At 68.6% G+C, this 21,445-nt stretch carries 20 protein-coding genes; 9 read left to right on the top strand and 11 right to left on the bottom strand.

The genetic code is table 11. The features are described 5' to 3' along the window. The first annotated feature begins 10 nt into the window (after positions 1-10). Complete coding sequence (locus ABEA82_RS12600) at positions 11-916, top strand: LysR family transcriptional regulator (protein ID WP_345661492.1); 906 nt, start codon at positions 11-13, stop codon at positions 914-916. A gap of 122 nt (positions 917-1,038) precedes the next feature. Beyond that, the gene (locus tag ABEA82_RS12595; RefSeq protein WP_003991471.1) at positions 1,039-1,521 is read left to right on the top strand and encodes an NUDIX domain-containing protein; all 483 of its coding nucleotides are present in this window, start codon (positions 1,039-1,041) and stop codon (positions 1,519-1,521) included. Between the two features lie 14 nt (positions 1,522-1,535). Here the strand turns inward: ABEA82_RS12595 and ABEA82_RS12590 are convergent, their stop codons facing one another. Continuing rightward, the gene (locus ABEA82_RS12590) at positions 1,536-3,050 is read right to left on the bottom strand and encodes a globin domain-containing protein (protein WP_345661491.1); all 1,515 of its coding nucleotides are present in this window, start codon (positions 3,048-3,050) and stop codon (positions 1,536-1,538) included. A 533-nt stretch (positions 3,051-3,583) separates the two neighbouring features. Here ABEA82_RS12590 and ABEA82_RS12585 point away from each other — a divergent pair. Then, complete coding sequence (locus ABEA82_RS12585; protein WP_345661490.1) at positions 3,584-4,450, top strand: GNAT family N-acetyltransferase; 867 nt, start codon at positions 3,584-3,586, stop codon at positions 4,448-4,450. A gap of 71 nt (positions 4,451-4,521) precedes the next feature. Here the strand turns inward: ABEA82_RS12585 and ABEA82_RS12580 are convergent, their stop codons facing one another. Beyond that, positions 4,522-4,941 carry a GlcG/HbpS family heme-binding protein gene (locus ABEA82_RS12580; RefSeq protein ID WP_345661489.1) on the bottom strand — a complete coding sequence of 140 codons (420 nt, stop codon included), beginning with the start codon at positions 4,939-4,941 and terminating at the stop codon, positions 4,522-4,524. 77 nt (positions 4,942-5,018) lie between these two features. After that, positions 5,019-6,227: an MFS transporter gene (locus ABEA82_RS12575; protein WP_345661488.1), complete on the bottom strand. Its 1,209-nt coding sequence runs from the start codon at positions 6,225-6,227 to the stop codon at positions 5,019-5,021. Positions 6,228-6,370: 143 nt separating this feature from the next. Here ABEA82_RS12575 and ABEA82_RS12570 point away from each other — a divergent pair, with 143 nt between their 5' ends. Both ABEA82_RS12570 and ABEA82_RS12565 read left to right on the top strand, forming a co-directional pair. After that, on the top strand, positions 6,371-6,835 hold the full coding sequence (locus ABEA82_RS12570; protein WP_345661487.1) for a MarR family winged helix-turn-helix transcriptional regulator: 465 nt from the start codon (positions 6,371-6,373) through the stop codon (positions 6,833-6,835). 54 nt (positions 6,836-6,889) lie between these two features. Next, positions 6,890-7,342, top strand: coding sequence for a GNAT family N-acetyltransferase (locus tag ABEA82_RS12565; RefSeq protein ID WP_345661486.1), 453 nt, complete (start codon positions 6,890-6,892; stop codon positions 7,340-7,342). A 57-nt stretch (positions 7,343-7,399) separates the two neighbouring features. Here the strand turns inward: ABEA82_RS12565 and ABEA82_RS12560 are convergent, their stop codons facing one another. Both ABEA82_RS12560 and dnaB read right to left on the bottom strand, forming a co-directional pair. Next, positions 7,400-8,785 carry a serine hydrolase domain-containing protein gene (locus ABEA82_RS12560; RefSeq protein ID WP_345661485.1) on the bottom strand — a complete coding sequence of 462 codons (1,386 nt, stop codon included), beginning with the start codon at positions 8,783-8,785 and terminating at the stop codon, positions 7,400-7,402. Between the two features lie 71 nt (positions 8,786-8,856). After that, positions 8,857-10,338, bottom strand: a complete 1,482-nt coding sequence (gene dnaB / locus ABEA82_RS12555) for a replicative DNA helicase (RefSeq protein WP_345661484.1) — start codon at positions 10,336-10,338, stop codon at positions 8,857-8,859. Positions 10,339-10,798: 460 nt separating this feature from the next. Here dnaB and ABEA82_RS12550 point away from each other — a divergent pair, with 460 nt between their 5' ends. Beyond that, the gene (locus ABEA82_RS12550) at positions 10,799-12,136 is read left to right on the top strand and encodes an MATE family efflux transporter (protein WP_345661483.1); all 1,338 of its coding nucleotides are present in this window, start codon (positions 10,799-10,801) and stop codon (positions 12,134-12,136) included. A 122-nt stretch (positions 12,137-12,258) separates the two neighbouring features. On the opposite strand, the gene rplI is transcribed toward ABEA82_RS12550, so the two are convergent. The 4 genes from rplI to rpsF all read right to left on the bottom strand — a co-directional run bounded on the left by rplI (position 12,259) and on the right by rpsF (position 13,965). Then, positions 12,259-12,705, bottom strand: coding sequence for a 50S ribosomal protein L9 (gene rplI, locus ABEA82_RS12545; RefSeq protein ID WP_003991484.1), 447 nt, complete (start codon positions 12,703-12,705; stop codon positions 12,259-12,261). Between the two features lie 18 nt (positions 12,706-12,723). Next, positions 12,724-12,960 carry a 30S ribosomal protein S18 gene (gene rpsR / locus ABEA82_RS12540; protein ID WP_003949403.1) on the bottom strand — a complete coding sequence of 79 codons (237 nt, stop codon included), beginning with the start codon at positions 12,958-12,960 and terminating at the stop codon, positions 12,724-12,726. Between the two features lie 45 nt (positions 12,961-13,005). Beyond that, a complete protein-coding gene (locus tag ABEA82_RS12535; protein WP_345661482.1) occupies positions 13,006-13,596 on the bottom strand; it encodes a single-stranded DNA-binding protein in 591 nt (196 codons plus the stop codon). Positions 13,597-13,674: 78 nt separating this feature from the next. After that, the gene (gene rpsF, locus ABEA82_RS12530; protein ID WP_003991486.1) at positions 13,675-13,965 is read right to left on the bottom strand and encodes a 30S ribosomal protein S6; all 291 of its coding nucleotides are present in this window, start codon (positions 13,963-13,965) and stop codon (positions 13,675-13,677) included. A 263-nt stretch (positions 13,966-14,228) separates the two neighbouring features. Here rpsF and ABEA82_RS12525 point away from each other — a divergent pair, with 263 nt between their 5' ends. The 3 genes from ABEA82_RS12525 (at position 14,229) to ABEA82_RS12515 (ending at position 16,964) form a co-directional block, all read left to right on the top strand. Further along, positions 14,229-14,546 carry a hypothetical protein gene (locus ABEA82_RS12525; protein WP_345661481.1) on the top strand — a complete coding sequence of 106 codons (318 nt, stop codon included), beginning with the start codon at positions 14,229-14,231 and terminating at the stop codon, positions 14,544-14,546. 167 nt (positions 14,547-14,713) lie between these two features. Then, a complete protein-coding gene (gene femX / locus ABEA82_RS12520; protein WP_345661480.1) occupies positions 14,714-15,835 on the top strand; it encodes a peptidoglycan bridge formation glycyltransferase FemX in 1,122 nt (373 codons plus the stop codon). Positions 15,836-15,932: 97 nt separating this feature from the next. Further along, entirely contained in the window at positions 15,933-16,964 is a 1,032-nt protein-coding gene (locus ABEA82_RS12515; RefSeq protein ID WP_345661479.1) for an alanine racemase, read from the top strand. Positions 16,965-17,066: 102 nt separating this feature from the next. On the opposite strand, the gene ABEA82_RS12510 is transcribed toward ABEA82_RS12515, so the two are convergent. After that, positions 17,067-18,575, bottom strand: a complete 1,509-nt coding sequence (locus ABEA82_RS12510) for a glycosyltransferase family 87 protein (RefSeq protein ID WP_345661709.1) — start codon at positions 18,573-18,575, stop codon at positions 17,067-17,069. A 120-nt stretch (positions 18,576-18,695) separates the two neighbouring features. Continuing rightward, positions 18,696-21,341: a transglycosylase domain-containing protein gene (locus ABEA82_RS12505; RefSeq protein ID WP_345661478.1), complete on the bottom strand. Its 2,646-nt coding sequence runs from the start codon at positions 21,339-21,341 to the stop codon at positions 18,696-18,698. Between the last annotated feature and the right edge of the window lie 104 nt (positions 21,342-21,445).

The raw sequence follows: 21,445 nt of genomic DNA, 5'->3' as shown, positions 1-21,445 counted from the left end.
GGAGTGCGCGGTGGATCTGGCCTTGCTGCGGACCTTCGTGACCGTGCACCGGGCCGGTTCCTTCACCCGCGCCGCCGCCCTGCTGGGCCTTTCGCAGCCGGCCGTCACCTCGCAGATCAGGACGCTGGAGCAGCAGCTGGGCCGCCCCCTGTTCCTCCGGCAGGCCCGCGGCGTGACCCCGACGAGCATCGGCGACGAACTCGCCCACAAGGCCGCACCGCATCTCGACGCGCTGGTCGAGATAACCGAGACCGGCCTCGACGACGACTCCTCCTTACGGACGCTGCACCTCGCCGGTCCCCCGGAGTTCACCGCTGAACGAGCCCTGCCCGCGCTCACCGCACTGATCGGTGAGGACGGTCCGGGCTTCGCCCTGCGTGCCTCCTTCGGGAACGCCGAGGAAACACTGGAAGGGCTTTCCGCGGGGCATCACGATCTGGCCATCAGCACGGCCCGGCCGCGCGGTGCGCTGCTCACGGCGACTGCGCTCTGCGACGAGGAGCACGTCCTGGTCGCCGCCCCGCACTGGGCCGAGATGACCGGCGCCGGGCAGCCGGATCCCAAGCCGGAACCGGCCCTGGAACAGGTGCCCGTGGTGGAGGTGCACGAGTCGCTGCCGTTCGTCTCCCGCTACTGGGCCTCCGTCTTCGACTCTCACCCGGCCGCCCCGGGCACAGTCATCGTCCCCGACCTGCGTGCCGTGCTGGCGTGTGCGGTCGCGGGCGCGGGCCTGGCGGTGCTGCCGCGCTATCTGTGCACCGGCGCATTGGAGCTGGGGGAGATCGTCGCCCTGCACGAGCCGGCGGTGCCGCCGTTGCGCACGTACTTCCTGGTGGTCCGGACCGGGACACTCGCGATGCCCCACATCGCACGGGCCCACGAGTGGTTGCAGCGGGCGTCGGCCGACTGGTGCTGAGGCGCCCGGACACGGTGCTGGACGGCACCAGCTCGGCGGTGCGGACAGTGTCTCACCCTGGGGGCTCGTCCGGTCACATTTCGCGATGTTTCACGTGGAACCAGCCGGGCCACATTTCCTCCATGACCGTCCGACCTGTGGTCAAGCGCACCGCCCGCGCCGTTCTGCTGGACGGTGACGACCTGATCCTGATCAAGCGCACCAAGCCGGGCGTGGATCCCTACTGGCTCACTCCCGGCGGCGGGGTCGAACCCGACGACCCGACCGTCGTCGACGCCCTGCACCGCGAGGTGTACGAGGAGCTCGGCGCGAAGATCACCGATGTGGTGCCCTGCTTCGTGGACACCGTCGAGCACATCGGGGACGACGGCGGTGCGACCGGCGTGAAGGTGCAGCACTTCTTCGTCTGCCGCCTGGAGTCCATGGACCCGTCCCTCCGTCATGGCCCCGAGGTGGACGAGCCCGTCGGCGAGTACGAGATCGTGCGGGTGCCGTTCACCCGGGTCGGCATCGCCTCCGTCCACCTCGTCCCGCTGTCGCTGCGGCACTACCTGGACGGCAACATCGAGGGCGTACGCGCCATGCACGCTCCCGACCTGGGCTGATACAGGTTTCCTGGTTACAGCTCCACCGCGACGAGCTCCTCCACGGAGTCGTGCCGTATGCGCTCCGACGGGATGCCGATGTCCCGCAGGGCATGCACACCGCTGCGGATCATGCCGGGCGGGCCCGAGAGGTAGGCGTCGTACTCGTTCCACGGACCGTAGGCCCGTACCGCGTCCGGGAGCTGCTGGTGCGCCAGCTGGTCGATGATCGCGCGGACCGAGAGCCACGGGTGGGACTGCTGGAGGCGGAGCATGGTGTCGATGTCGTACAGATCGTGGTCGGTGCGGGCACCGTAGAAGACCTCGACCGGACGGCGCTCCCCGTGCTCGGCGAGGTCCTCGACCATCGCCTTGATGGGCGCGATGCCGGTTCCGCCGCCCAGGCAGAGCAGCCCGCTGTCCGTGGTGTGGTCCACGGTCATGGAACCGGCGGGCGGACCGAGCCGGATGATGTCACCGGGGCGGGCACGGTGGACCAGGGCGTTGGAGACCCAGCCCGCCGGGACGGCCTTCACATGGAACGACAGCAGGCCGTCGGAGCGGGGAGCCGAGGCGAAGGAGTAGTGCCGCCAGATCCGGGGCCACCACGGGGTCTCCAGGCTCGTGTACTGGCCCGCGAGGAAGGGGTACGGCTGGTCGGGGCGGACGGTGACGACGGCGACGTCCGGGGTTCTCAGCTCGTGCGTGACGATCTCGGCGTACCACCAGGGCGGGGCCCTCAGCTCGTCCGCGGCCGCCGCGTCGATCATGACCTGGGAGATCGTGGTGTACGTCCGCACCCAGGCCGCCTCCATCTCCTCGTTCCAGACCCCGGCGGCGTACTTGCTCAGCGCGGCGATGAGGCACTCGCCGACGGCCGGGTAGTGCTCGGGCCGTGTTCCGTACTTCCGGTGGCCCCTGCCGAGGTTCCGCAGGTAGTCGACGAGGACGTCGGTGTTGTCGATGTGCTCGGCCGCCGTGAGCAGCGCCCTGAGCAGCCGGTCCCGCTGGGTGTCCATGGCGGGCGGGAACAGCGGCCTCAGGTCGGGGTGGCGGACGAAGAGCAGGGCGTAGAAGTACGACGTGACCTTGTCGGCCACGGGGGTGACCTCGCTCATGGTCCGGCGGATCAGGAGGGCGTCCGGGGACGCTTCCGCGGCCGGCGGTGCGGAGACGGACGGCGTCGAGGGTGACGGCGTCGGTGCCTCCCGCTGATCGGGAACACGGGGCTCAGCGGGAGGAGCCACGGAGGTGAGCGTGGATATCCCGTGCGGGGACTCGCGCTCCTGTTCCGCCAAGCCGGTGCTCGCGCTGCCGGCCGCTGAGGGGGGCGGCACCGGCGTGCCCTCTGTTCGCGCTTCCGGGCCGGTCGTAGGCCGGCCCTCCGGTCCCGTCGCGTCCGGTCGGTGCCCTTCGTTCGGGCCGGGCTCACTGCCCGGGGTCGACGTCGGCTTGTTGCGGGGGGTGAACCAGCCGCCTCCGCCGCCAGAAGTGCCGTTGTCGGCCGACGTGGTGGTCGGAGCGTCCATGGTGTGCCTCGCCTCGAGCATCTTTCGGTCGGTCTGCGCACTTCCCGGGTCGGAAGGTGCCTGCTTTCCCCCGTGGATGGACTGCGTTCCCATCCGTGTCGCGGCCAATGCGGCCACATTCAACCCTTGTTTCGGCTCTGTACGGACAAGTAAGGCGAGAGTGTGACATTGGCCGCAGTACTCTCGCCTGAGCTTCCCACCCGCCAGGACGGCTCGGTCGCATATCCGGAAACGTAGGTCTTCGATCTCTCCGTCCGGTTAGGCTGCATTGCCCTGCACACGGCCGATGCGGAACGGGTCACCCGCCCCGAAAGCGAACCGGAGTCGACCCTACCGGCCACCGCTGTGCACACAAGTCCCCCCTTCCCCCCTCACGAATGAGGGCACGGCGCGAAACGTCAGCACTGTCATTCACCGGGCAGCGCGCCCGTGTTTCACGTGAAACGTCCGGCGTCTGTCCCTCGCTGTGCGCTCGGCCACGACTGGCCAAAAGCTCGTGTGCGTCCCGGGAAAGAGGTGGACGTCAAGGGCCCTAGTCGGACAGCCTGAGCTGCGTGCCGACTCCTTCCCTTGCCTCTTTGCCCGTCCGCCGTCTGACGCTCCGCGATCTCGCCGCCTGCGCCGACTTGTCCGAGGACCGGGGGTGGCCACGGGAGGAGCACAAGTGGGGCTTTCTCCTCACGGCCGGGAGGGGCTACGGCATCGATGACCCCGACGGCGGACTCGTGACCGCCTGTGTGGTCACCGAGTACGGACCCCGGGAACACCCCGCGCTCGCGGCCATCGGCATGGTCCTGGTCGCCGAACGGCACGCTCGACAGGGCGTGGGACGCCGGCTGATGCGCCACGTCGTCGCCGCCATGGGCCCCACACCCGTCACCCTGCACGCGACGCCGTACGGCCGCCCCCTCTACGAGGAGCTCGGCTTCAAGGTCACCGGACGGGCGGAGATGGTGTGTGGGCCCTTCACTCCTGGTGGGCCGCGGCCGACGGTGGCCACCCGCGCCGCGACCGCGGAGGACCTCGCCGCGATCCTCCGCCTCGACGAGCAGGCGTTCGGGACCGACCGCACGCACATCGTCACCCGACTGCCCGCCTTCGCCGACCAGTTGCGCGTGGCCGAGGAGGACGGCCGGATCATCGGGTATGCCGCCGCCTGGCCGAACATGGACACCCAGGTCGTCGGCCCGCTCATCGCGCGTGACACCTCGGTGGCCCAGGCGCTCATCGCCTCCCTGGCCGACCACACCGACCGCCCGCTGCGCACCGACATCGACGTGCGGCACACCGAGCTGCTCACGTGGGTGAAGGAGCGCGGTCTGGCGTCCGTCGCCTTCAACTCGGTGATGGCGTACGGGATCACCGAACTGCCCGGCGACTGGAGCCGCCGGTTCGCCCCGGTCACGGTCGCCGCGGGCTGAAGGCCGCCCAGACATGAAGACGCCGGCTCCCCGGAATCGGGGAGCCGGCGTCGTCTCGTGGAAGAGGCCGCTCAGCCCAGTGCCTCCACTGCGGCCGTGGCGAAGGTGTGGTCCTGCTCCGGCGCACCCCCGCCCACACCGATCGAGCCGATCAGGCGGCCGTCGCGGTGCACCGGCACCCCGCCCGCGATGAACAGCAGCGGCCGGTCGAGCGCGGTCGGCAGGGTGTGGAACGGGCCTCCGGGCTGTACGGCGTCCACGAGATCGGCGGTGGGGGCGTTCAGCTGGAGAGCGGTATAGGCCTTGCGGGTGCTGGTCTCGCCGGAGATCAGCACGGCACGGTCGTCACGACGGAAGGCCAGCAGATGGCCACCCGCGTCCAGAACGGTGACGCTGACGGTGACACCTGCGGCCTCGGCGGCACGGCGGGCCGCACTGACGAGGACCTCGGCGTCCTGGGTGGTCAGCGGGGCGACTGCGGTGGTGTTCATCTGAACTCTCCTGAAGGACTTGCCGGGTGATCTGAACCGGGCCGTGGAGGGCGGTGAGCCCCGGGCGGCTCGATTGCTCAGTGGTGGACGGTGGTCCGCTGCTCGGAGGGCGCGGATCCCGTGACGACGGTGCCGGCGCCACCGGCGCGGCGCTCCAGGCCGGCCGACAGGAAGGCCAGCACCAGGGCTCCCCCGGCGAGGGCGGCACCGACCCAGTTGGGGGCGGTGTAGCCGAAGTCCGCCGCGATCACGAGGCCGCCGAGCCAGGCGGACAGTGCGTTGCCGAGGTTGAAGGCGCCGATGTTCACGGCGGAGGCCAGCGTCGGGGCGCCGTGCGCCTGGTCGAGGACCCGCTTCTGCAGCGGCGGGACCGTGGCGAAGCCCAGGGCACCGATCAGCGCGATCGTGACGGCCGACAGCACCTTGTTGTGCGCGGTGAGGGTGAACAGCGCCAGGACGACGGCCAGAGCGCCCAGGGAGACGTACAGCATGGGCATCAGGGCGCGGTCGGCGAACTTGCCGCCGACGAGGTTGCCGCCGACCATGCCGAGGCCGAAGAGGACCAGCAGCCAGGTGACGGAGCCGTCGGCGAAGCCGGCGACGTGGGTCATCATCGGCGCGATGTAGGTGATGGCCGCGAAGACGCCGCCGAAGCCGAGGACCGTCATCGCCATCGCGAGCAGCACCTGCACGTTCTTGAAGGCGGCCAGCTCGTGCCGCAGGCGCACGCCCTCCGGCTTGGGCATGTCCGGGACGAGCCGGGCGATGCCGATCAGGCCGATCACGCCGAGGGCCGCGACGATGCCGAAGGTCACACGCCAGCCGACGGACTGCCCGACGAGGGTGCCCAGCGGGACACCGACGACGTTCGCGACGGTCAGGCCGGTGAACATCATCGCGATCGCTCCGGCCTTCTTGTCCGGGGCGACGAGATCGGCCGCGACGACCGAGCCGATGCCGAAGAAGGCGCCGTGGGCCAGTGAGGCCACGACCCGGCCGATCAGCATCACGGCGAAAGCGGGGGCGAGGGCCGAGAGCAGGTTGCCGACGATGAACAGGCCCATCAGCAGCATCAGCATCCGCTTGCGGGAGACCTTGGTGCCCAGAACGGTCATCAGCGGGGCGCCGAACATGACACCGAGCGCATAGCCGGTCACCAGGTATCCGGCGGTCGGGATGGAGACCCCGTAGTCGTTCGCGACCTCGGGCAGCAAGCCCATGATCACGAACTCGGTCGTTCCGATTCCGAAGGCCCCGATCGCGAGGGCCAGAAGCGCGAGAGGCATGGAGGGATACACCTTCCCAAACGATTGCAGGAGCGCTTTGCGTGCGCCCACAATAGTTGCACACGCGGGCTATATGCAACCGCCGTCTATTGCGGTCCTGCTCTATCCTGGATGTCAGCCGCTCCGGGACGGAGGAAACGCCAATGACAGCGACGGACCCCGCACTCACCGCTCTCGCCCAGGGCTGGTGCGCCCTCTCCCTGTTGCACGGGAAGATCGAGGCCCACATCGAGCGCGCTCTGCAGGGCCGGCACGACCTGAGCGTGCGCGAGTACTCGCTGCTGGACGTGCTCAGCCGCCAGCACGAAGGAGACGGAGGCCATCTGCAGATGAAGCAGGTCGCCGACGCTGTCGTCCTCAGCCAGAGCGCCACCACGCGTCTCGTCACCCGGCTCGAGGACCGCGGGCTCCTGGAGCGCTACCTGTGCCCCACCGACCGCAGGGGCATCTACACGAACGTCACCGAGGCAGGCCTCAAGTTGCTTCAAGAGGCGCGGCCGACCAATGACGCCGCCCTGCGCGAGGCCCTCGACGAGGCGGCGAAGAACCCTGAGATGGCACCGCTGGTCCGGGTGGTGGAGACGCTGAAGGCGCCGGTCCCGGCGTAGGGCTGATCGGCTCGGGGCGCGTACACCACGGCGGCATCTGCGTAAGGTGCGGCCATGGGAGATCTTGAGATACGACCCGCACTCGCCGACGACGTCCCGGCGATCGTCGCCATGCTCGCGGACGACCCCCTGGGCGCACAGCGCGAGTCACCGGACGACCTGAGCCCCTACCTGGCCGCCCTGGAACGGCTCAGCGCCGACCCGAACCAGCGCCTGGTCGTTGCGGTCCGGGACGGCCGCGCCGTCGGCACGCTCCAGCTCACGATCATCCCCGGACTGTCCCGCCGCGGTGCCACCAGGTCGATCATCGAAGCCGTACGCATCCATGCCGATGAGCGCGGCAGTGGCCTCGGCACACAGCTCGTCGAGTGGGCGATCGACGAGTCCCAGGGTCTGGGCTGTCAGTTGGTCCAGCTGACCTCCGACGCATCACGCACCGACGCCCACCGCTTCTACGAACGGCTCGGTTTCACGGCCTCCCACGTGGGATTCAAGCTCCCGCTGTGACCGACGTGCGAGGGGGGCCTGTTTCACGTGAAACAGGCCCCCCTCGCACGTCACCGACTAACCGACACCGCGCCATCCCTCCGGGTCGACCCCACCCGGCACAGGAGCACCCTCGTCGTACGGCTGGCGCGTGAACACGAACGAGCCGAGGTCCAGGTGGCTCACGGATCCGTCCGGCCGCCGTACGGCCTTCAGGAGCTCGTCGGCGTAGTAGCCCTCCACCCCTGTCCACGTGCCGTCACCGTTCGGGCGGAAGCGCGAGCGCCGACCGCTGCCGGACAGCGGACCCAGCGAGAGGAGCCCGTCGGCGATCAGCCGCAGGGCGAAGACATGTGTCCCCCAGTACCACTGCCCCGTCAACTCCAACAGCGACGGGTCGACATCCTTCACGGGCTTCCACGGGGCGGGGATACGCGGTTCCGCCTCGGCGACGATGCGGACCAGATCGGCGGCCACCGGGAACAGCAGTGGCCCGGAGGTGCTGTTGGCCAGGGCGACCGCCGCCACGTCGTCCTCGACGCTGATCATGAGGCACGCGAGGAAGCCGGGCAGGGAACCGGTGTGGCCGACGAGGGACCGACCGTTCCGCCGCCGGATCTCCATGCCCAGGCAGTAGGCGTAGCCACTCGCCACGTCCCCCGCTTCATGGGGCGCGGCCGGCGTCCTCATCTCCCGCAGTGACTCGGTGCTCAGCACCCGCTCGTCGCCGTTGACCAGAAAGGCCGCGAACGTCGTCAAGTCCCCTGCAGTCGACCACAGTTGGCCGGCCGGAGCCATCCGCCCCAGATCCTCGATGGGCTCGGGGAGCATCACATCGGCCCACGGGTGTACCGCCCAGCCTCCGGCATGCGGCATCTGCGGCCGCACGCTCGTGCGGCGCAGCCCCAGCGGTTCGAGCACTTCGCGCCGAAGGACCTCCTCCCAGGAGGCACCACGCAGCTTCTCGATGAGCGCGCCGAGCAACGCGTAACCCGGGTTCGAATAGTGGAACCGGCGGCCGGGCGGGTTCAGCAGGGGCCGATCGCCCAGCACGTCGTCGAGTTCGGGCCGCAGAGACCCGGGGGTCCGCTCCCACCACGGCCCCGGCGTCTCGGCCGCCAGCCCTCCTGTGTGCGCGAGCAGTTCGGCCACCGTCGCCTCCCCCACGCCCGTGCCCGGCAGATGCTTCTCCAGGGGATCACCGAGATCCAGCGCACCCTCGTCGCGCAGTCGCAGGACCAGAACAGCCGTGAAGGTCTTGGTGATCGAGCCGATCCTGTACTGCACGTTCTCGTCCGGCGCATGCCCCTCCACGGAGGTCCGCGCGCCCGTCCACACCGTTTTCCCGCCCCGTACGACCGCCGCGACGAGCGACGGCGCCCGCCCTTCGGCCTGCGCGACGGCGATCCGGTGCAGCAGCGCCCGACGCGTACCGGGGAGCAGCTCTTCCTGAGGTGTCGTCATGGGCCCCAGTCCACCCGGCCAGACAGCTCCGCGTCGAGCACATTCGGAGCGGGCGTCGCACCGCCGACGGATCAGGTCTGCGCCATGTCCACGAATCGGGAGTAGTGGCCCTGGAAGGCGACCGTGATCGTCGCCGTCGGGCCGTTTCGGTGCTTGGCCACGATCAGGTCGGCCTCGCCGGCCCGCGGCGACTCCTTCTCGTAGGCGTCCTCGCGGTGCAGCAGGATGACCATGTCGGCGTCCTGCTCGATGGAACCCGACTCACGCAGGTCGGAGACCATCGGCTTCTTGTCCGTGCGCTGTTCGGGGCCACGGTTCAGCTGAGAGAGCGCGATGACCGGGATCTCCAGCTCCTTGGCCAGCAGCTTGAGGTTACGGGACATGTCCGAGACCTCCTGCTGACGGCTCTCGGCTCGTTTGGACCCACCGGACTGCATCAGCTGGAGGTAGTCGATGACCACCAGTCTGAGGTCGTTGCGCTGCTTGAGGCGGCGGCACTTGGCGCGGATCTCCATCATCGACAGGTTCGGGGAGTCGTCGATGTAGAGCGGGGCCGCCGAGACGTCCGGCATCCGCCGGGCCAGACGCGTCCAGTCCTCGTCCGTCATCGTGCCGGACCGCATGTGGTGCAGGGCGACACGGGCCTCGGCGGACAGCAGACGCATCGCGATCTCGTTGCGCCCCATCTCGAGCGAGAAGATCACGCTCGGCAGGTTGTTCTTGATCGAACAGGCCCGCGCGAAGTCGAGCGCGAGTGTGGACTTACCCATGGCCGGACGCGCGGCGATGACGATCATCTGGCCCGGGTGCAGGCCGTTGGTGAGCGAGTCGAAGTCCGTGAACCCCGTGGGCACGCCGGTCATCTCACCGCTGCGCGAGCCGATCGCCTCGATCTCGTCGAGCGCGCCCTCCATGATGTCGCCGAGCGGCAGGTAGTCCTCACTGGTGCGCTGCTCGGTGACCGCGTAGACCTCAGCCTGGGCGCGGTTGACGATCTCGTCGACGTCGTCGTCGGCCGCGTATCCCATCTGGGTGATGCGCGTACCGGCCTCGACCAGGCGGCGCAGGACGGCGCGCTCGTGGACGATCTCCGCGTAGTAGGCGGCGTTGGCGGCCGTGGGAACCGTCTGGACGAGGGTGTGCAGATACGAGGCTCCGCCGACCTTGTTGATCTCGCCGCGCTTGGTGAGTTCGGCGGCGATCGTGATGGGGTCGGCCGGCTCACCCTTGGCGTAGACGTCGAGGACGGCCTGGTAGATCGTCTCGTGGGCCGGCTTGTAGAAGTCGTGGCCCTTGAGGATCTCCACGACGTCGGCGATGGCGTCCTTGGACAGAAGCATGCCACCGAGGACGGACTGCTCGGCATCGATGTCCTGCGGCGGTACCCGCTCGAACGCCGGGCTGCCCCCACCGTCCCACGTCCCGTCGTCCCTGCCGCGCTCATGCTGCTCGTCACGGCCCCGGGCCCTGTCGCCATGCCGACGGGAGGCGGGCAGACGATCACTGGGTCCGCTGTCGGCCCACGGGTCGTCCAAGGGCTCGGAAATGCTCACCGAGCCACCTCCTCCCGTCCGCCGCAGCAGACCTCGCCGTGCCCCTCTTTTCTACGGCACGGCACTGACAAATGAGAGGCCCAACTCCGGTGGATGGGCGCCGGTTTTGTGACGCTTTGAAAGCCGGCGGACGGAGCGGGCGCCGGACCACGTTAGGCCCGTCGGCACCGTCAGCCAATCTGGTTATCCACAGGCCATGTGGACGACGGCCCCAATGCTGTGGAGAACTCCTCGAAACCTGTGCACGAGCCGGTGGACAGCCCTGTGAACAAGCACCCAGCCCACGCAAGGAAACCGCACTGACCTGCGACTTTGCCGTCCACCGGCTGTGCAGAAGAAAAACTTCCCCACCCGGCCCAAGATCGCTTCGAATGGTGCACAGCAGTACGCACTCCAGGATGCGAAGTAAGGGACGCAAAGGCTTTGCATCTCTTACCTGTGGACGATTAGATTGGTGCACATGACACAGGCCCCCGCGCGCCGCCCAGTTGGCCGGAGACAGCACGACCGAGAGATCGTCTCGTTGGCCGTGCCGGCCTTCGGCGCCCTCGTCGCCGAACCTCTCTTCCTCATGGCCGACACCGCCATCGTCGGCCATCTGGGCACGGCCCAGCTCGCCGGTCTCGGCGTCGCCTCGGCCCTGCTGATGACTGCCGTCAGCGTCTTCGTCTTCCTCGCCTACGCCACGACGGCGGCGGTGGCTCGTCGTGTCGGCGCCGGCGATCTCCAGGCCGCCATCCGCCAGGGCATGGACGGTATCTGGCTGGCGCTGCTCCTCGGCGCCGCCGTCGTCGCCGTCGCCCTGCCGACGGCGCCCGCCCTCGTGAATCTGTTCGGCGCTTCGGAGGCGGCGGCCCCCTACGCGACCACGTATCTGCGCATCTCCGTACTCGGCATACCGGCCATGCTCGTCGTCCTGGCGGCGACCGGCCTGCTGCGCGGTCTCCAGGACACGAAGACTCCGCTCTACGTCGCCGTCGCCGGCTTCGTCGCCAACGGCGCCCTCAACGCAGGGCTCGTCTACGGCGCCGGCCTCGGCATCGCCGGCTCGGCCTGGGGCACCGTCATCGCGCAGTGCGGCATGGCCGCGGTCTACCTCGTGGTGGTGCTGCGCGGAGCGCGCAAGCACGGTGCCTCCCTGCGTCCGGACGCCGCCGGGATCAGGGCCTCCGCGCAGGCCGGTGTGCCCCTGCTGGTACGCACCCTCTCCCTACGAGCGGTCCTGTTGATCGCCACAGCGGTCGCCGCCCGTCTCGGGGATGCCGACATCGCCGCTCACCAGATCATCTTGTCGCTGTGGAGCTTGCTCGCCTTCGCTCTCGACGCCATCGCCATCGCGGGACAGGCCATCATCGGGCGCTACCTCGGAGCCGGTGACACTCAGGGCGCTCGGGACGCGTGTCGTCGCATGGTGGAGTGGGGTGTCGCCGTCGGCGTCGTCCTCGGCGTCCTGGTGGTCCTCACCCGACCTGCGTTCCTCCCGCTGTTCACCAGCGATTCCGCGGTCAAGGACGCGGCGCTGCCCGCCCTTGTGATCGTCGCCCTCTCGCAGCCGATCTCCGGCATTGTCTTCGTCCTGGACGGAGTACTGATGGGCGCCGGTGACGGCCCCTATCTGGCGTGGGCGATGCTGCTCACCCTGGCGGTCTTCACCCCGGTCGCCCTGCTGGTGCCGGTGCTGGGCGGTGGGCTCACCGCCCTTTGGGCCACCATGACGCTGATGATGACGGTGCGGATGCTGACCTTGTGGACCAGGACCCGCTCGGGCCGCTGGATCGTGACGGGCGCGACCCGCTGACCGCCTGGCTCGGCCAGAGCGTTTCACGTGAAACACCGTGTTTCACGTGAAACACAAACGACGGTGGGGCCGCATCCCGAAGGATGCGGCCCCATCACTCACTGCTTGAGCGAGCGCGGCACTCAGGCCGCGACGACCTCGATGCTGACCTTGGCGTCAACCTCGGGGTGCAGACGCACGGACGTCTGGTGGGCGCCGAGCGACTTGATCGGCGTACCGACCTCGATGCGGCGCTTGTCGACCTCGGGGCCACCGGCAGCCTTGATCGCCGAAGCGATGTCGGCCGGGGTGACGGAACCGAAGAGGCGACCGGCGTCGCCGGCGCGGACGGCCAGGCGGACCTTGACGCCCTCGAGCTGGGCCTTCACCTGGTTGGCCTGCTCGATGGTCTGGATCTCGTGGATCTTGCGAGCACGACGGATCTGCTCGACGTCCTTCTCGCCACCCTTGGTCCAGCGGATCGCGAACTTCCGCGGGATGAGGTAGTTGCGAGCGTAGCCGTCCTTGACGTCGACGACATCGCCCGCGGCGCCGAGGCCGGAGACCTCGTGGGTAAGGATGATCTTCATGAGTCGGTCACCCTTTCCTTAGCGCGCGGTGGACGTGTAGGGCAGCAGCGCCATCTCACGGCTGTTCTTGACGGCCGTGGCGACGTCACGCTGGTGCTGCGTGCAGTTGCCGGTCACGCGGCGGGCACGGATCTTGCCGCGGTCGGAAATGAACTTCCGCAGCATGTTCGTGTCCTTGTAGTCCACGTACGTGACCTTGTCCTTGCAGAAAGCGCAGACCTTCTTCTTAGGCTTGCGCACAGGCGGCTTCGCCATGGTGTTTCTCCTGTGTGATCAAGAAGTGTGGGTGCGAACCCGCCCTTAGAAGGGGGGCTCGTCCGAGTAGCCGCCGCCACTGCCGCCGCCGGAGTTTCCACCCCAGCCGCCGCCACCGCCCTGCTGGCCACCGGCGGGAGCGCCGGTCGCCCACGGGTCGTCGGCGGGAGCGCCGCCCTGCTGGCCGCCACCGGGGCCGCCGCCCCAGCCGCCGCCACCCTGGCCACCGCCCTGGCCGCCACCGCCGCCGTAACCGCCCTGGCCACCGCGGCCCGTGGTCTTGGTGACCTTGGCCGTGGCGTTGCGCAGGCTGGCGCCGACTTCCTCGACGTCCAGCTCGTAGACCGTGCGCTTGACACCCTCACGGTCCTCGTAGGACCGCTGCTTCAGCCGGCCCTGCACGATGACGCGCATGCCTCGCTGGAGCGACTCGGCGACGTTCTCCGCCGCCTGACGCCAGACCGAGCAGGTCAGGAAGAGGCTCTCGCCGTCCTTCCATTCGTTCGTCTGGCGGTCGAAGGTGCGGGGAGTGGACGCGACACGGAACTTCGCGACCGCCGCACCGGAAGGGGTGAAGCGCAGCTCGGGGTCGTCGACAAGATTGCCGACGACCGTGATGACGGTCTCGCCTGCCATGGGGGAACCTCTCGGCGGGTTTGCTGCTGGCTGCTTGTTGCTGCTACTCGAATCCCGGGATCAGCTGAGCGGGAGAGCTCAGTGGGTCTCGGGACGGAGGACCTTGGTCCGGAGGACCGACTCGTTCAGGTTCATCTGGCGGTCGAGCTCCTTGACGACCGCAGGCTCGGCCTGCAGGTCGATGACCGAGTAGATGCCCTCGGGCTTCTTCTTGATCTCGTACGCGAGACGACGACGGCCCCAGGTGTCGACCTTCTCGACCTTGCCGCCGCCATCACGGACGACGGAAAGGAAGTTCTCGATCAGCGGAGAGACAGCGCGCTCCTCGACATCGGGGTCGAGGATGACCATCACCTCGTAGTGACGCATGTGGAACCCACCTCCTTTGGACTCAGCGGCCACGGTCGTTCCGTGGCAGGAGGGTTGTGATGCGTAGGCAACGGTATCGGCCACCACTGACAGTCGGGGTTCCGTCGAGAACGCCTCTGCCGTGACATGGGGAGACACCGGTGCGACGGTACAGAGTACCCGCACAGCGGCTTGCGGTTGAAATCCGGCCGCCAGGGCAGCCAATCTGTACACATCGGGTGTGTATGGCGCTACAGTGCGCCGACTTTCGCAGGAGGTGCCCTATGGCACAGGCATTGCGACCCAACACCGCCGGCGGCCTCTTCGCCACGGACGGAAAGCCCCACCCCCTCCAGGACACCCTGCTCGCGGTGACTCTGGTGCTGGGCGTCACGTCGTTCATCTCGGCACTCGTCGACGACGACCTGCACCTGCTCAGCTCCTGGACCGGCCTGGTGGGCATTCTCATCGGGGCATACGGCCAGTGGATCTCGGAGACGACCCGTGAGCGCTTCGGGCTGATCCTCGGCCTCGGCGCGGCGGGCGTCGGGTTCTTCCTGGGCATGGCGCACGGCGGCCTGTTCGGCGGTCTCATCGACTGACGCCAGGGACACCTCCTCCTGAACATCGTGTGACGCCCCGGCCGCCCACGGGCCGGGGCGAAGGTGGCGTACGCCCAACCGGCGCGCTCCCGAGGCGCAGTAGGCTTCGCGCGAGAGCCGGAGCCCCTGACCCCATGGGGACACACCAGCCCGAGGAGCGCCCCGAAATGAGCCTGACCCTGAGGACCATCAGCCGCGAGCAGCATCTGGCCTACATCCAGAGCCTGCCGTCCGCGAGCCACATGCAGGTCCCGGCCTGGGCTGATGTCAAGGCGGAATGGCGTTCCGAGAACCTCGGCTGGTTCGACGACAGGACCGGCGAGATGGTCGGCGCCGGCCTGGTCCTCTACCGGCAGCTGCCCAAGATCAAGCGCTACCTCGCCTACCTGCCCGAGGGCCCGGTCATCAACTGGTTCGCGCCGAATCTGCAGGAATGGATCGAGCCGATGCTGGCGCACCTGAAGCAGCAGGGTGCCTTCTCCGTGAAGATGGGCCCGCCGGTGATCATCCGGCGCTGGGAGGCCTCCTCCATCAAGCAGGGCATCCAGAACCCGGACGTCAAGCGCCTGCGCGACATCGAGGCCGATCACATCGAGCCGCGTGCTTTCGAGGTCGCCGACAAGCTGCGCCGCATGGGGTGGCAGCAGGGCGAGGACGGCGGGGCCGGCTTCGGCGACGTCCAGCCCCGCTATGTCTTCCAGGTGCCGCTGGCCAACCGCTCCCTGGAAGAGGTCCACAAGAACTTCAACCAGCTGTGGCGCCGCAACATCAAGAAGGCCGAGAAGGCCGGTGTCGAGGTCGTCCAGGGCGGCTACCAGGACCTCGAGGAATGGCAGCGGCTGTACGAGATCACGGCCGTGCGCGACCACTTCCGGCCGCGTCCGCTGTCGTACTTCCAGCGCATGTGGACGGCCCTCAACACCGAGGACCCCAACCGCATGCGGCTGTACTTCGCCCGTCACAACGGCGTGAACCTGTCGGCGGCGACGATGCTGATCGTCGGCGGGCACGTCTGGTACTCCTACGGCGCCTCCGACAACATCGGCCGTGAGGTGCGGCCCTCGAACGCGATGCAGTGGCGGATGCTGCGCGACGCCTACGCGCTCGGCGCCACCGCCTACGACCTGCGCGGTATCTCCGACTCGCTGGACGAGACCGACCACCTCTTCGGCCTGATCCAGTTCAAGGTGGGCACGGGCGGCCAGGCCGCCGAGTACCTCGGCGAGTGGGACTTCCCGCTGAACAAGCTGCTGCACAAGGCGCTCGACATCTACATGTCGCGCCGCTGACGTCACGTTCAGTGCTTCTATACCTCTGACACGGCAACCCCTGACACACCGCAACCGCTGACACACCGCAACCACGAGAAAGGTTCCAGGTCCGGCCATGGCGCTCACGCTCTACGTCGACACCGCGCGCTGGCGGGCGCACCACAAGCACGTGCAGGAGCAGTTCCCCGGTCTCGTGCCGGTCTGCAAGGGCAACGGCTACGGCTTCGGGCACGAGCGGCTGGCGGAGGAGGCCACGCGGCTGGGCTCGGACGTCCTCGCCGTCGGCACCACGTACGAGGCCGCCCGGATCAAGGACTGGTTCGGCGGTGACCTGCTGGTGCTGACGCCGTACCGGCGCGGCGAGGAACCGGTGCCGCTGCCGGACCGGGTCATCCGTTCGGTCTCGTCGATAGACGGCGTGTACGGCCTCGTCGGTGCGCGTGTGGTGATCGAGGTGATGTCCTCGATGAAGCGGCACGGCATCAGCGAGCAGGACCTGCCCCAGCTGCACGCCGCCATCGAGAACGTCCGCCTGGAGGGCTTCGCCATCCACCTGCCGCTGGACCGCACCGACGGCTCGGACGCGGTCGAGGAGGTCATCGGCTGGATGGACCGGCTGCGTGCGGCCCGGCTGCCGCTGCACACCATGTTCGTCAGCCACCTCAAGGCCGATGAACTCGCCCGGCTCCAGCAGCAGTTCCCGCAGACCCGGTTCCGTGCCCGCATCGGCACCCGGCTGTGGCTGGGGGACCACGACGCCACCGAGTACCGCGGCGCGGTCCTTGACGTCTCGCGCGTCGCCAAGGGGGAGCGCTTCGGCTACCGGCAGCAGAAGGCGGCCTCCGACGGCTTCCTGGTGGTCGTGGCGGGCGGTACGTCGCACGGGGTGGGTCTGGAGGCCCCCAAGGCGCTGCACGGCGTCATGCCGCGTGCCAAGGGCGTCGCCCGGGCCGGCCTCGCGACGGTCAACCGGAACCTCTCCCCGTTCGTCTGGGGCGGCAAGCAGCGCTGGTTCGCCGAGCCGCCGCACATGCAGGTGTCGATCCTGTTCGTGCCCTCGGACGCGCCGGAGCCGAAGGTCGGCGAGGAGCTGGTGGCCCATCTGCGGCACACCACCACGCAGTTCGATCGCATCGTGGACCGCTGAGCACCCGCCACAGCGCCTAGGCGCGGCACAGCGAAAAGGCCGTACACGGTTCTCCGTGTACGGCCTTTCGCGTCCCTTGGACGACCTCTCGGCGTCGTTCGCTCAGAGCGAAGCGCCTGTCGCACCCTGCTTGCCCCACTCGACGGGCGGTCCGTCGAACTGGGCCGCCTCGCGCCGCCGACGGGCCGCGGGGCCGAGAACGAAGACGTCCTCGGCGCCGTCGAGCACTCCGCCCGAGGGATCGTCGTCCCCGGACCTGCGAACCGGATCCCGCTCCGGCAGGAAGATGTCGCGCACGATCATGACGCAGAGATAGAGCGTGCCCAGCAGATGCAGGCCGATGGCCCAGTGGTAACCGTCCGTGGGCAGTCCCTTGTGGGCGTCTCCACTGGTCGTGTACGCGAGGTACAGCCAGATGCCCAGGAAGTACGCCACCTCGCAGGCCTGCCAGATCAGGAAGTCCCGCCACTTCGGCCGGGCGAGGGCGGCCAGGGGCACCAGCCACAGGACGTACTGCGGTGAGTAGACCTTGTTCGTGAGGATGAACGCCGCGACGATCAAGAAGGCGAGCTGGGCGAACCGCGGACGCCGCGGGGCGGTCAGCGCGAGCACCGCGACCACCGCGCAGCACACCAGCATCAGCAGTGTGGCGAGTGTGTTGACGGTGTCGGTGCTGAGCGGGTGGTCCGAGTTCTGGGCCAGGATCAGCCAGAAGGAACCGAAGTCCACGCCCCGCTCCTGGCTGAACGTGTAGAACTTCGACCAGCCCTCGAACGCGAACAGCATGACCGGCCCGTTCACCACGATCCAGGCGACGATGGCGCCTCCCAGAGCCGTCCCGAACTCACGCCACTTGCCCGCCCGCCAGCACAGCACGAGCAGCGGCCCGAGGATCAGGAACGGATAGAGCTTGGCAGCCGTGGCGAGTCCCAGCAGAACGCCGAACGCCAGGGAGCGGCCACGCGACCACATCAGCATCGCCACGGCCGTCAGAGCGACAGCCAGCAGGTCCCAGTTGATGGTCGCGGTCAGCGCGAAGGCGGGCGCGAGGGCGACCAGCAGCCCGTCCCAGGGACGCCGGGCATGGGTACGGGTCACGCAGACGGCGATGACCGCCGCACACGCCATGAGCATCCCGGCATTGACCATCCAGTACCACTGCTCCTGGTCCTGGATGGTGCCGCTGCCGGGCGTGAGCCAGGAGGCGACCTCCATGAAGACACCGGTCAGCACCGGATACTCCAGGTACTGCATGTCACCGGGGAGCTTGTCGAAGTACGGCACGAGCCCGTCGGCGAAACCCCGCCCCTGGTAGAGGTGCGGGATGTCCGAGTAGCACGCATGCGTGTACTGCGAGCTGGCACCGAAGAACCAGGCGCCGTTGTAGCAGGGCGCCTTCTGGACCAGTCCGAGGGCGAACATGCCGATCGCCACCAGCGCGATCACCCGCACGGGAGTCCACCAGGACGCCCCGAGCAGGGCACGCCGCCCGAGCGGGCCACCGATCAGCTCGCTGCCGGCCGCGGCGACGCCGTCCTCCTGGGTCGGCCGCACCGGGTCCGGCTCGTGGACGCTCGTCTGCGTCGATTCTGCACTGGCCATGCCGCACATCCTGCCGTACGCGTCTGTCAAAACACCGAGGGCCGCCGCACCAGGTGGTGCGGCGGCCCATGTTTCACGTGAAACATCCTCGCGTTTCACGTGAAACACCCAAGCCGGGCGATCGGTCGGCTATCCGCCGGGGCCTCCGAAGAGGCCTCCGTTGCCATTGCCTCTGCTGTTACCGCCGTCCACGTTGGTTTCGGTCGGTGTGGGCGTCGAGGTGACCCCACCGTCCGTGCCGCCGTTGTTCACGCCACCGTTCTCCGTACCACCGTCGCTCTCGCAGCCGAAGAACCCGCAGGTGTCGCTCGGCGACGGCGACGGGGAGGAGCTCTCGCTGGGGGTCGCGCTCGGCGTTTCGGTCACGGTCTCGCTGGGCGTCGGGCTCGGCGTCGGCTTCGGCGTCGGCGCGCCCACCTCGTCCTGGATCGTGCCGATCTTCTCGGCCTGCGGGAAGCCGAGGTCGGTCTCGCCCTTCAGCGCGGCCTTCATGTACTCGGTCCACACCTGGGTAGGAGTGTCACCGCCGTGGATGGACTCCTCACCCGCCGTGCCGTTCATGGAGAGCAGCTTGGCGCTCTTGGGGTCCTCACGGAACATCGCGACCGAGGTCGACAGCTGCTGGGTGTAGCCGACGAACCAGGCCGACTTGTTCTCGTCCGTCGTACCGGTCTTGCCGGCCGCCGTACGTCCCAGGGCCAGGGCGTTCTTACCCGTGCCGTTCTCGATGACATTCTCCAGAACGTTCGTGACGTTGTTCGCCACGTTCTCGGGCATCGCCTGCGTGATCCTCGGCTTCTCGAAGCCGGGAACCTCCTGCCCGTTGTACTTGACACTCGTCACCGAGTACGGGGAGGCCTGCTTACCGGCGGCGGCGAACGTCGCGTAGGCGTCGGCCATGCGGATCGCGCTGGGAGTGGACGTACCGAGCGCGAACGACGGGTTGAGCGTGGCGAAGCTGGCGTCCAGGATGCCCGCCTTCTCGGCCACGTCCCGCACGTTCCTCATCCCCACGTCCATGCCGAGCTGCACGAACGGGGTGTTGACGGACTGCTCCATCGCCTTGCGCAAGGAGATGTAGCCCCAGGGGCGGTCGCTCTCGTTCTCCTGGAAGAACGGCGTGTTGTCCTTCTTCAGGACGTAGGAGCCGTCGTTGTTCCTGACCTTGAGATGGTCGTTGCCGTTGTACTTGCTGAGCGGCGAGAGGGGGCCGTCACTCCGGTAGGTGCCGTGCTCCATGGCGGCGGCGAGGACGAACGGCTTCCAGGTCGAACCGACGGGCACACCCGCCGTGTCCGCGTTGTTGTTGAAGTGGCCGTTGTCGTAGCCGGCGCCGCCGTAGAGCGCGACGATCGCGCCGTCCTTCGGCTTCACCGACGCAGCGCCGAACTGGACGTGCTTGTCCAGCTCACGCTTCTCCGGGTCGAGCTTCTCCTTCTCGACCTTCCTGACGGCCTTGGACAGCGCTTCGACCTTGTCCTTCTGGAAGGTCGTCTTGATCTGGTAGCCGCCCTGGTCGAACTGCTTCTCCGTGATGTCGGAGTGGTTCAGGACGTACTTCTTGGCCGTGTCCGCCAGGTAGCCGATCTGGCCGCTCATGCCCTTGGACGCCTTGCGTTCCTGGGGCATGGGGTACTTCTTGATGGCGTCCTGGTACTGCTTGTCCGTGATCCTCTTGTCGTTGTGCATCTGCTCGAGGATCCAGCCCCAACGGGCCTGAGAACGCTTGCGGTTGGCCTCGGCGGTCGCCGTCGGGTCGATGCCGTCGTTGCCCGCGGGGTCGTAGTAAGTAGGGCCCTTGAGCAGCGCGGCGAGGAAAGCGCACTCGCCCGGCTTGAGGTCCTTCGCTTCCTTGCCGTAGTAGGCCTGGGCGGCTGCCTGGATGCCATAGGCGCCACGGCCGTAGTACGAGGTGTTCAGGTAGCCCTGGAGGATCTCCGGCTTGGAGAGCTTCGTGCCCACCTTGATGGAGATGAACATCTCCTTGAACTTACGGGTGACCGTCTGTTCCTGGCTCAGGTAAGTGTTCTTGACGAACTGCTGGGTGATGGTCGAACCGCCCTGCGTGTCACCGCCCCGGGCCATGTTCGCCAGAGCCCGGGCGATACCCATGGGGTCGACGCCGGAGTCCTGGTAGAAGCTCTTGTTCTCGGCCGAGATCACGGCCCACTGCATGGCCTTGGGGATCCGGTCGATCGTGACGTTCTGCCGGTTCTGGCCGCTGCCCGCCGCCACCATCTGGCTGCCGTCGGCCCAGTAGTAGACGTTGTTCTGCGACAGGGCCGCCGCGTTCTCCTCGTTGGGTACGCCCACCATGGCGTACCCGACACCCGCCACGACCACCAGGCTCCCGATGAAGCCGACGCACAGGCCGGAGACGAGCTTCCAGGACGGCATCCAGCGGCGCCAGCCGTACTTGCCGGCCCGCGGATAGTCGATCAACCGCTTCTTGTCGGGGTCGACCGTATGTCCTCTGCCCCGCCCGGGCCCGGTGGGCCCGCCGGGAGCGGCGCGTCGGCCGCCACGGCCCGGTTCGGCCGCTCTGCGGCGGCCGCCCGGATTTCTCTGCGCCGCACGCCGGGCCTCGGCACGGCCGCCGTACGCACGCTCCTCACCCCCCGAGCCGTAGGAGTCCGACCCATAGGAGTCGGACGGAGACCCGGTGGCGCCTCGCGGTGCCGCGCGGCGGCCGGAGGACGAACCGGACTGGCCGCGTCGGGCCGCGGCACGTCCGCCTTCCTGCGGCTGCGGCGGTTTGCGACGGTGCTCGCTCATCGAACGACTACTCCTCGGGCAGGCGCACCCTTGCGCGCCTGGAAACGGCGGCTGGTTTCCGGTCCCCCCGAAGTACGGATGCGGTCGGCTCCGCATTCATCGGT

Origin of the sequence: Streptomyces venetus (assembly GCF_039540295.1) — a bacterium.
GTDB classification, from domain to species: Bacteria; Actinomycetota; Actinomycetes; order Streptomycetales; family Streptomycetaceae; genus Streptomyces; species Streptomyces venetus.
This window is presented reverse-complemented; position numbering and strand designations above follow the sequence as displayed.

Coding starts and splice junctions, on each gene's coding strand:
- ABEA82_RS12595 (WP_003991471.1), top strand. CDS start 1,039: ATGACCGTCCGACCTGTGGTCAAGCGCACCGCCCGCGCCGTTCTGCTG.
- ABEA82_RS12590 (WP_345661491.1), bottom strand. CDS start 3,050: ATGCTCGAGGCGAGGCACACCATGGACGCTCCGACCACCACGTCGGCC.
- ABEA82_RS12580 (WP_345661489.1), bottom strand. CDS start 4,941: ATGAACACCACCGCAGTCGCCCCGCTGACCACCCAGGACGCCGAGGTC.
- ABEA82_RS12575 (WP_345661488.1), bottom strand. CDS start 6,227: ATGCCTCTCGCGCTTCTGGCCCTCGCGATCGGGGCCTTCGGAATCGGA.
- ABEA82_RS12570 (WP_345661487.1), top strand. CDS start 6,371: ATGACAGCGACGGACCCCGCACTCACCGCTCTCGCCCAGGGCTGGTGC.
- ABEA82_RS12565 (WP_345661486.1), top strand. CDS start 6,890: ATGGGAGATCTTGAGATACGACCCGCACTCGCCGACGACGTCCCGGCG.
- ABEA82_RS12560 (WP_345661485.1), bottom strand. CDS start 8,785: ATGACGACACCTCAGGAAGAGCTGCTCCCCGGTACGCGTCGGGCGCTG.
- ABEA82_RS12550 (WP_345661483.1), top strand. CDS start 10,799: ATGACACAGGCCCCCGCGCGCCGCCCAGTTGGCCGGAGACAGCACGAC.
- rplI (WP_003991484.1), bottom strand. CDS start 12,705: ATGAAGATCATCCTTACCCACGAGGTCTCCGGCCTCGGCGCCGCGGGC.
- rpsR (WP_003949403.1), bottom strand. CDS start 12,960: ATGGCGAAGCCGCCTGTGCGCAAGCCTAAGAAGAAGGTCTGCGCTTTC.
- ABEA82_RS12535 (WP_345661482.1), bottom strand. CDS start 13,596: ATGGCAGGCGAGACCGTCATCACGGTCGTCGGCAATCTTGTCGACGAC.
- rpsF (WP_003991486.1), bottom strand. CDS start 13,965: ATGCGTCACTACGAGGTGATGGTCATCCTCGACCCCGATGTCGAGGAG.
- ABEA82_RS12525 (WP_345661481.1), top strand. CDS start 14,229: ATGGCACAGGCATTGCGACCCAACACCGCCGGCGGCCTCTTCGCCACG.
- femX (WP_345661480.1), top strand. CDS start 14,714: ATGAGCCTGACCCTGAGGACCATCAGCCGCGAGCAGCATCTGGCCTAC.
- ABEA82_RS12515 (WP_345661479.1), top strand. CDS start 15,933: ATGGCGCTCACGCTCTACGTCGACACCGCGCGCTGGCGGGCGCACCAC.
- ABEA82_RS12510 (WP_345661709.1), bottom strand. CDS start 18,575: ATGTGCGGCATGGCCAGTGCAGAATCGACGCAGACGAGCGTCCACGAG.
- ABEA82_RS12505 (WP_345661478.1), bottom strand. CDS start 21,341: ATGAGCGAGCACCGTCGCAAACCGCCGCAGCCGCAGGAAGGCGGACGT.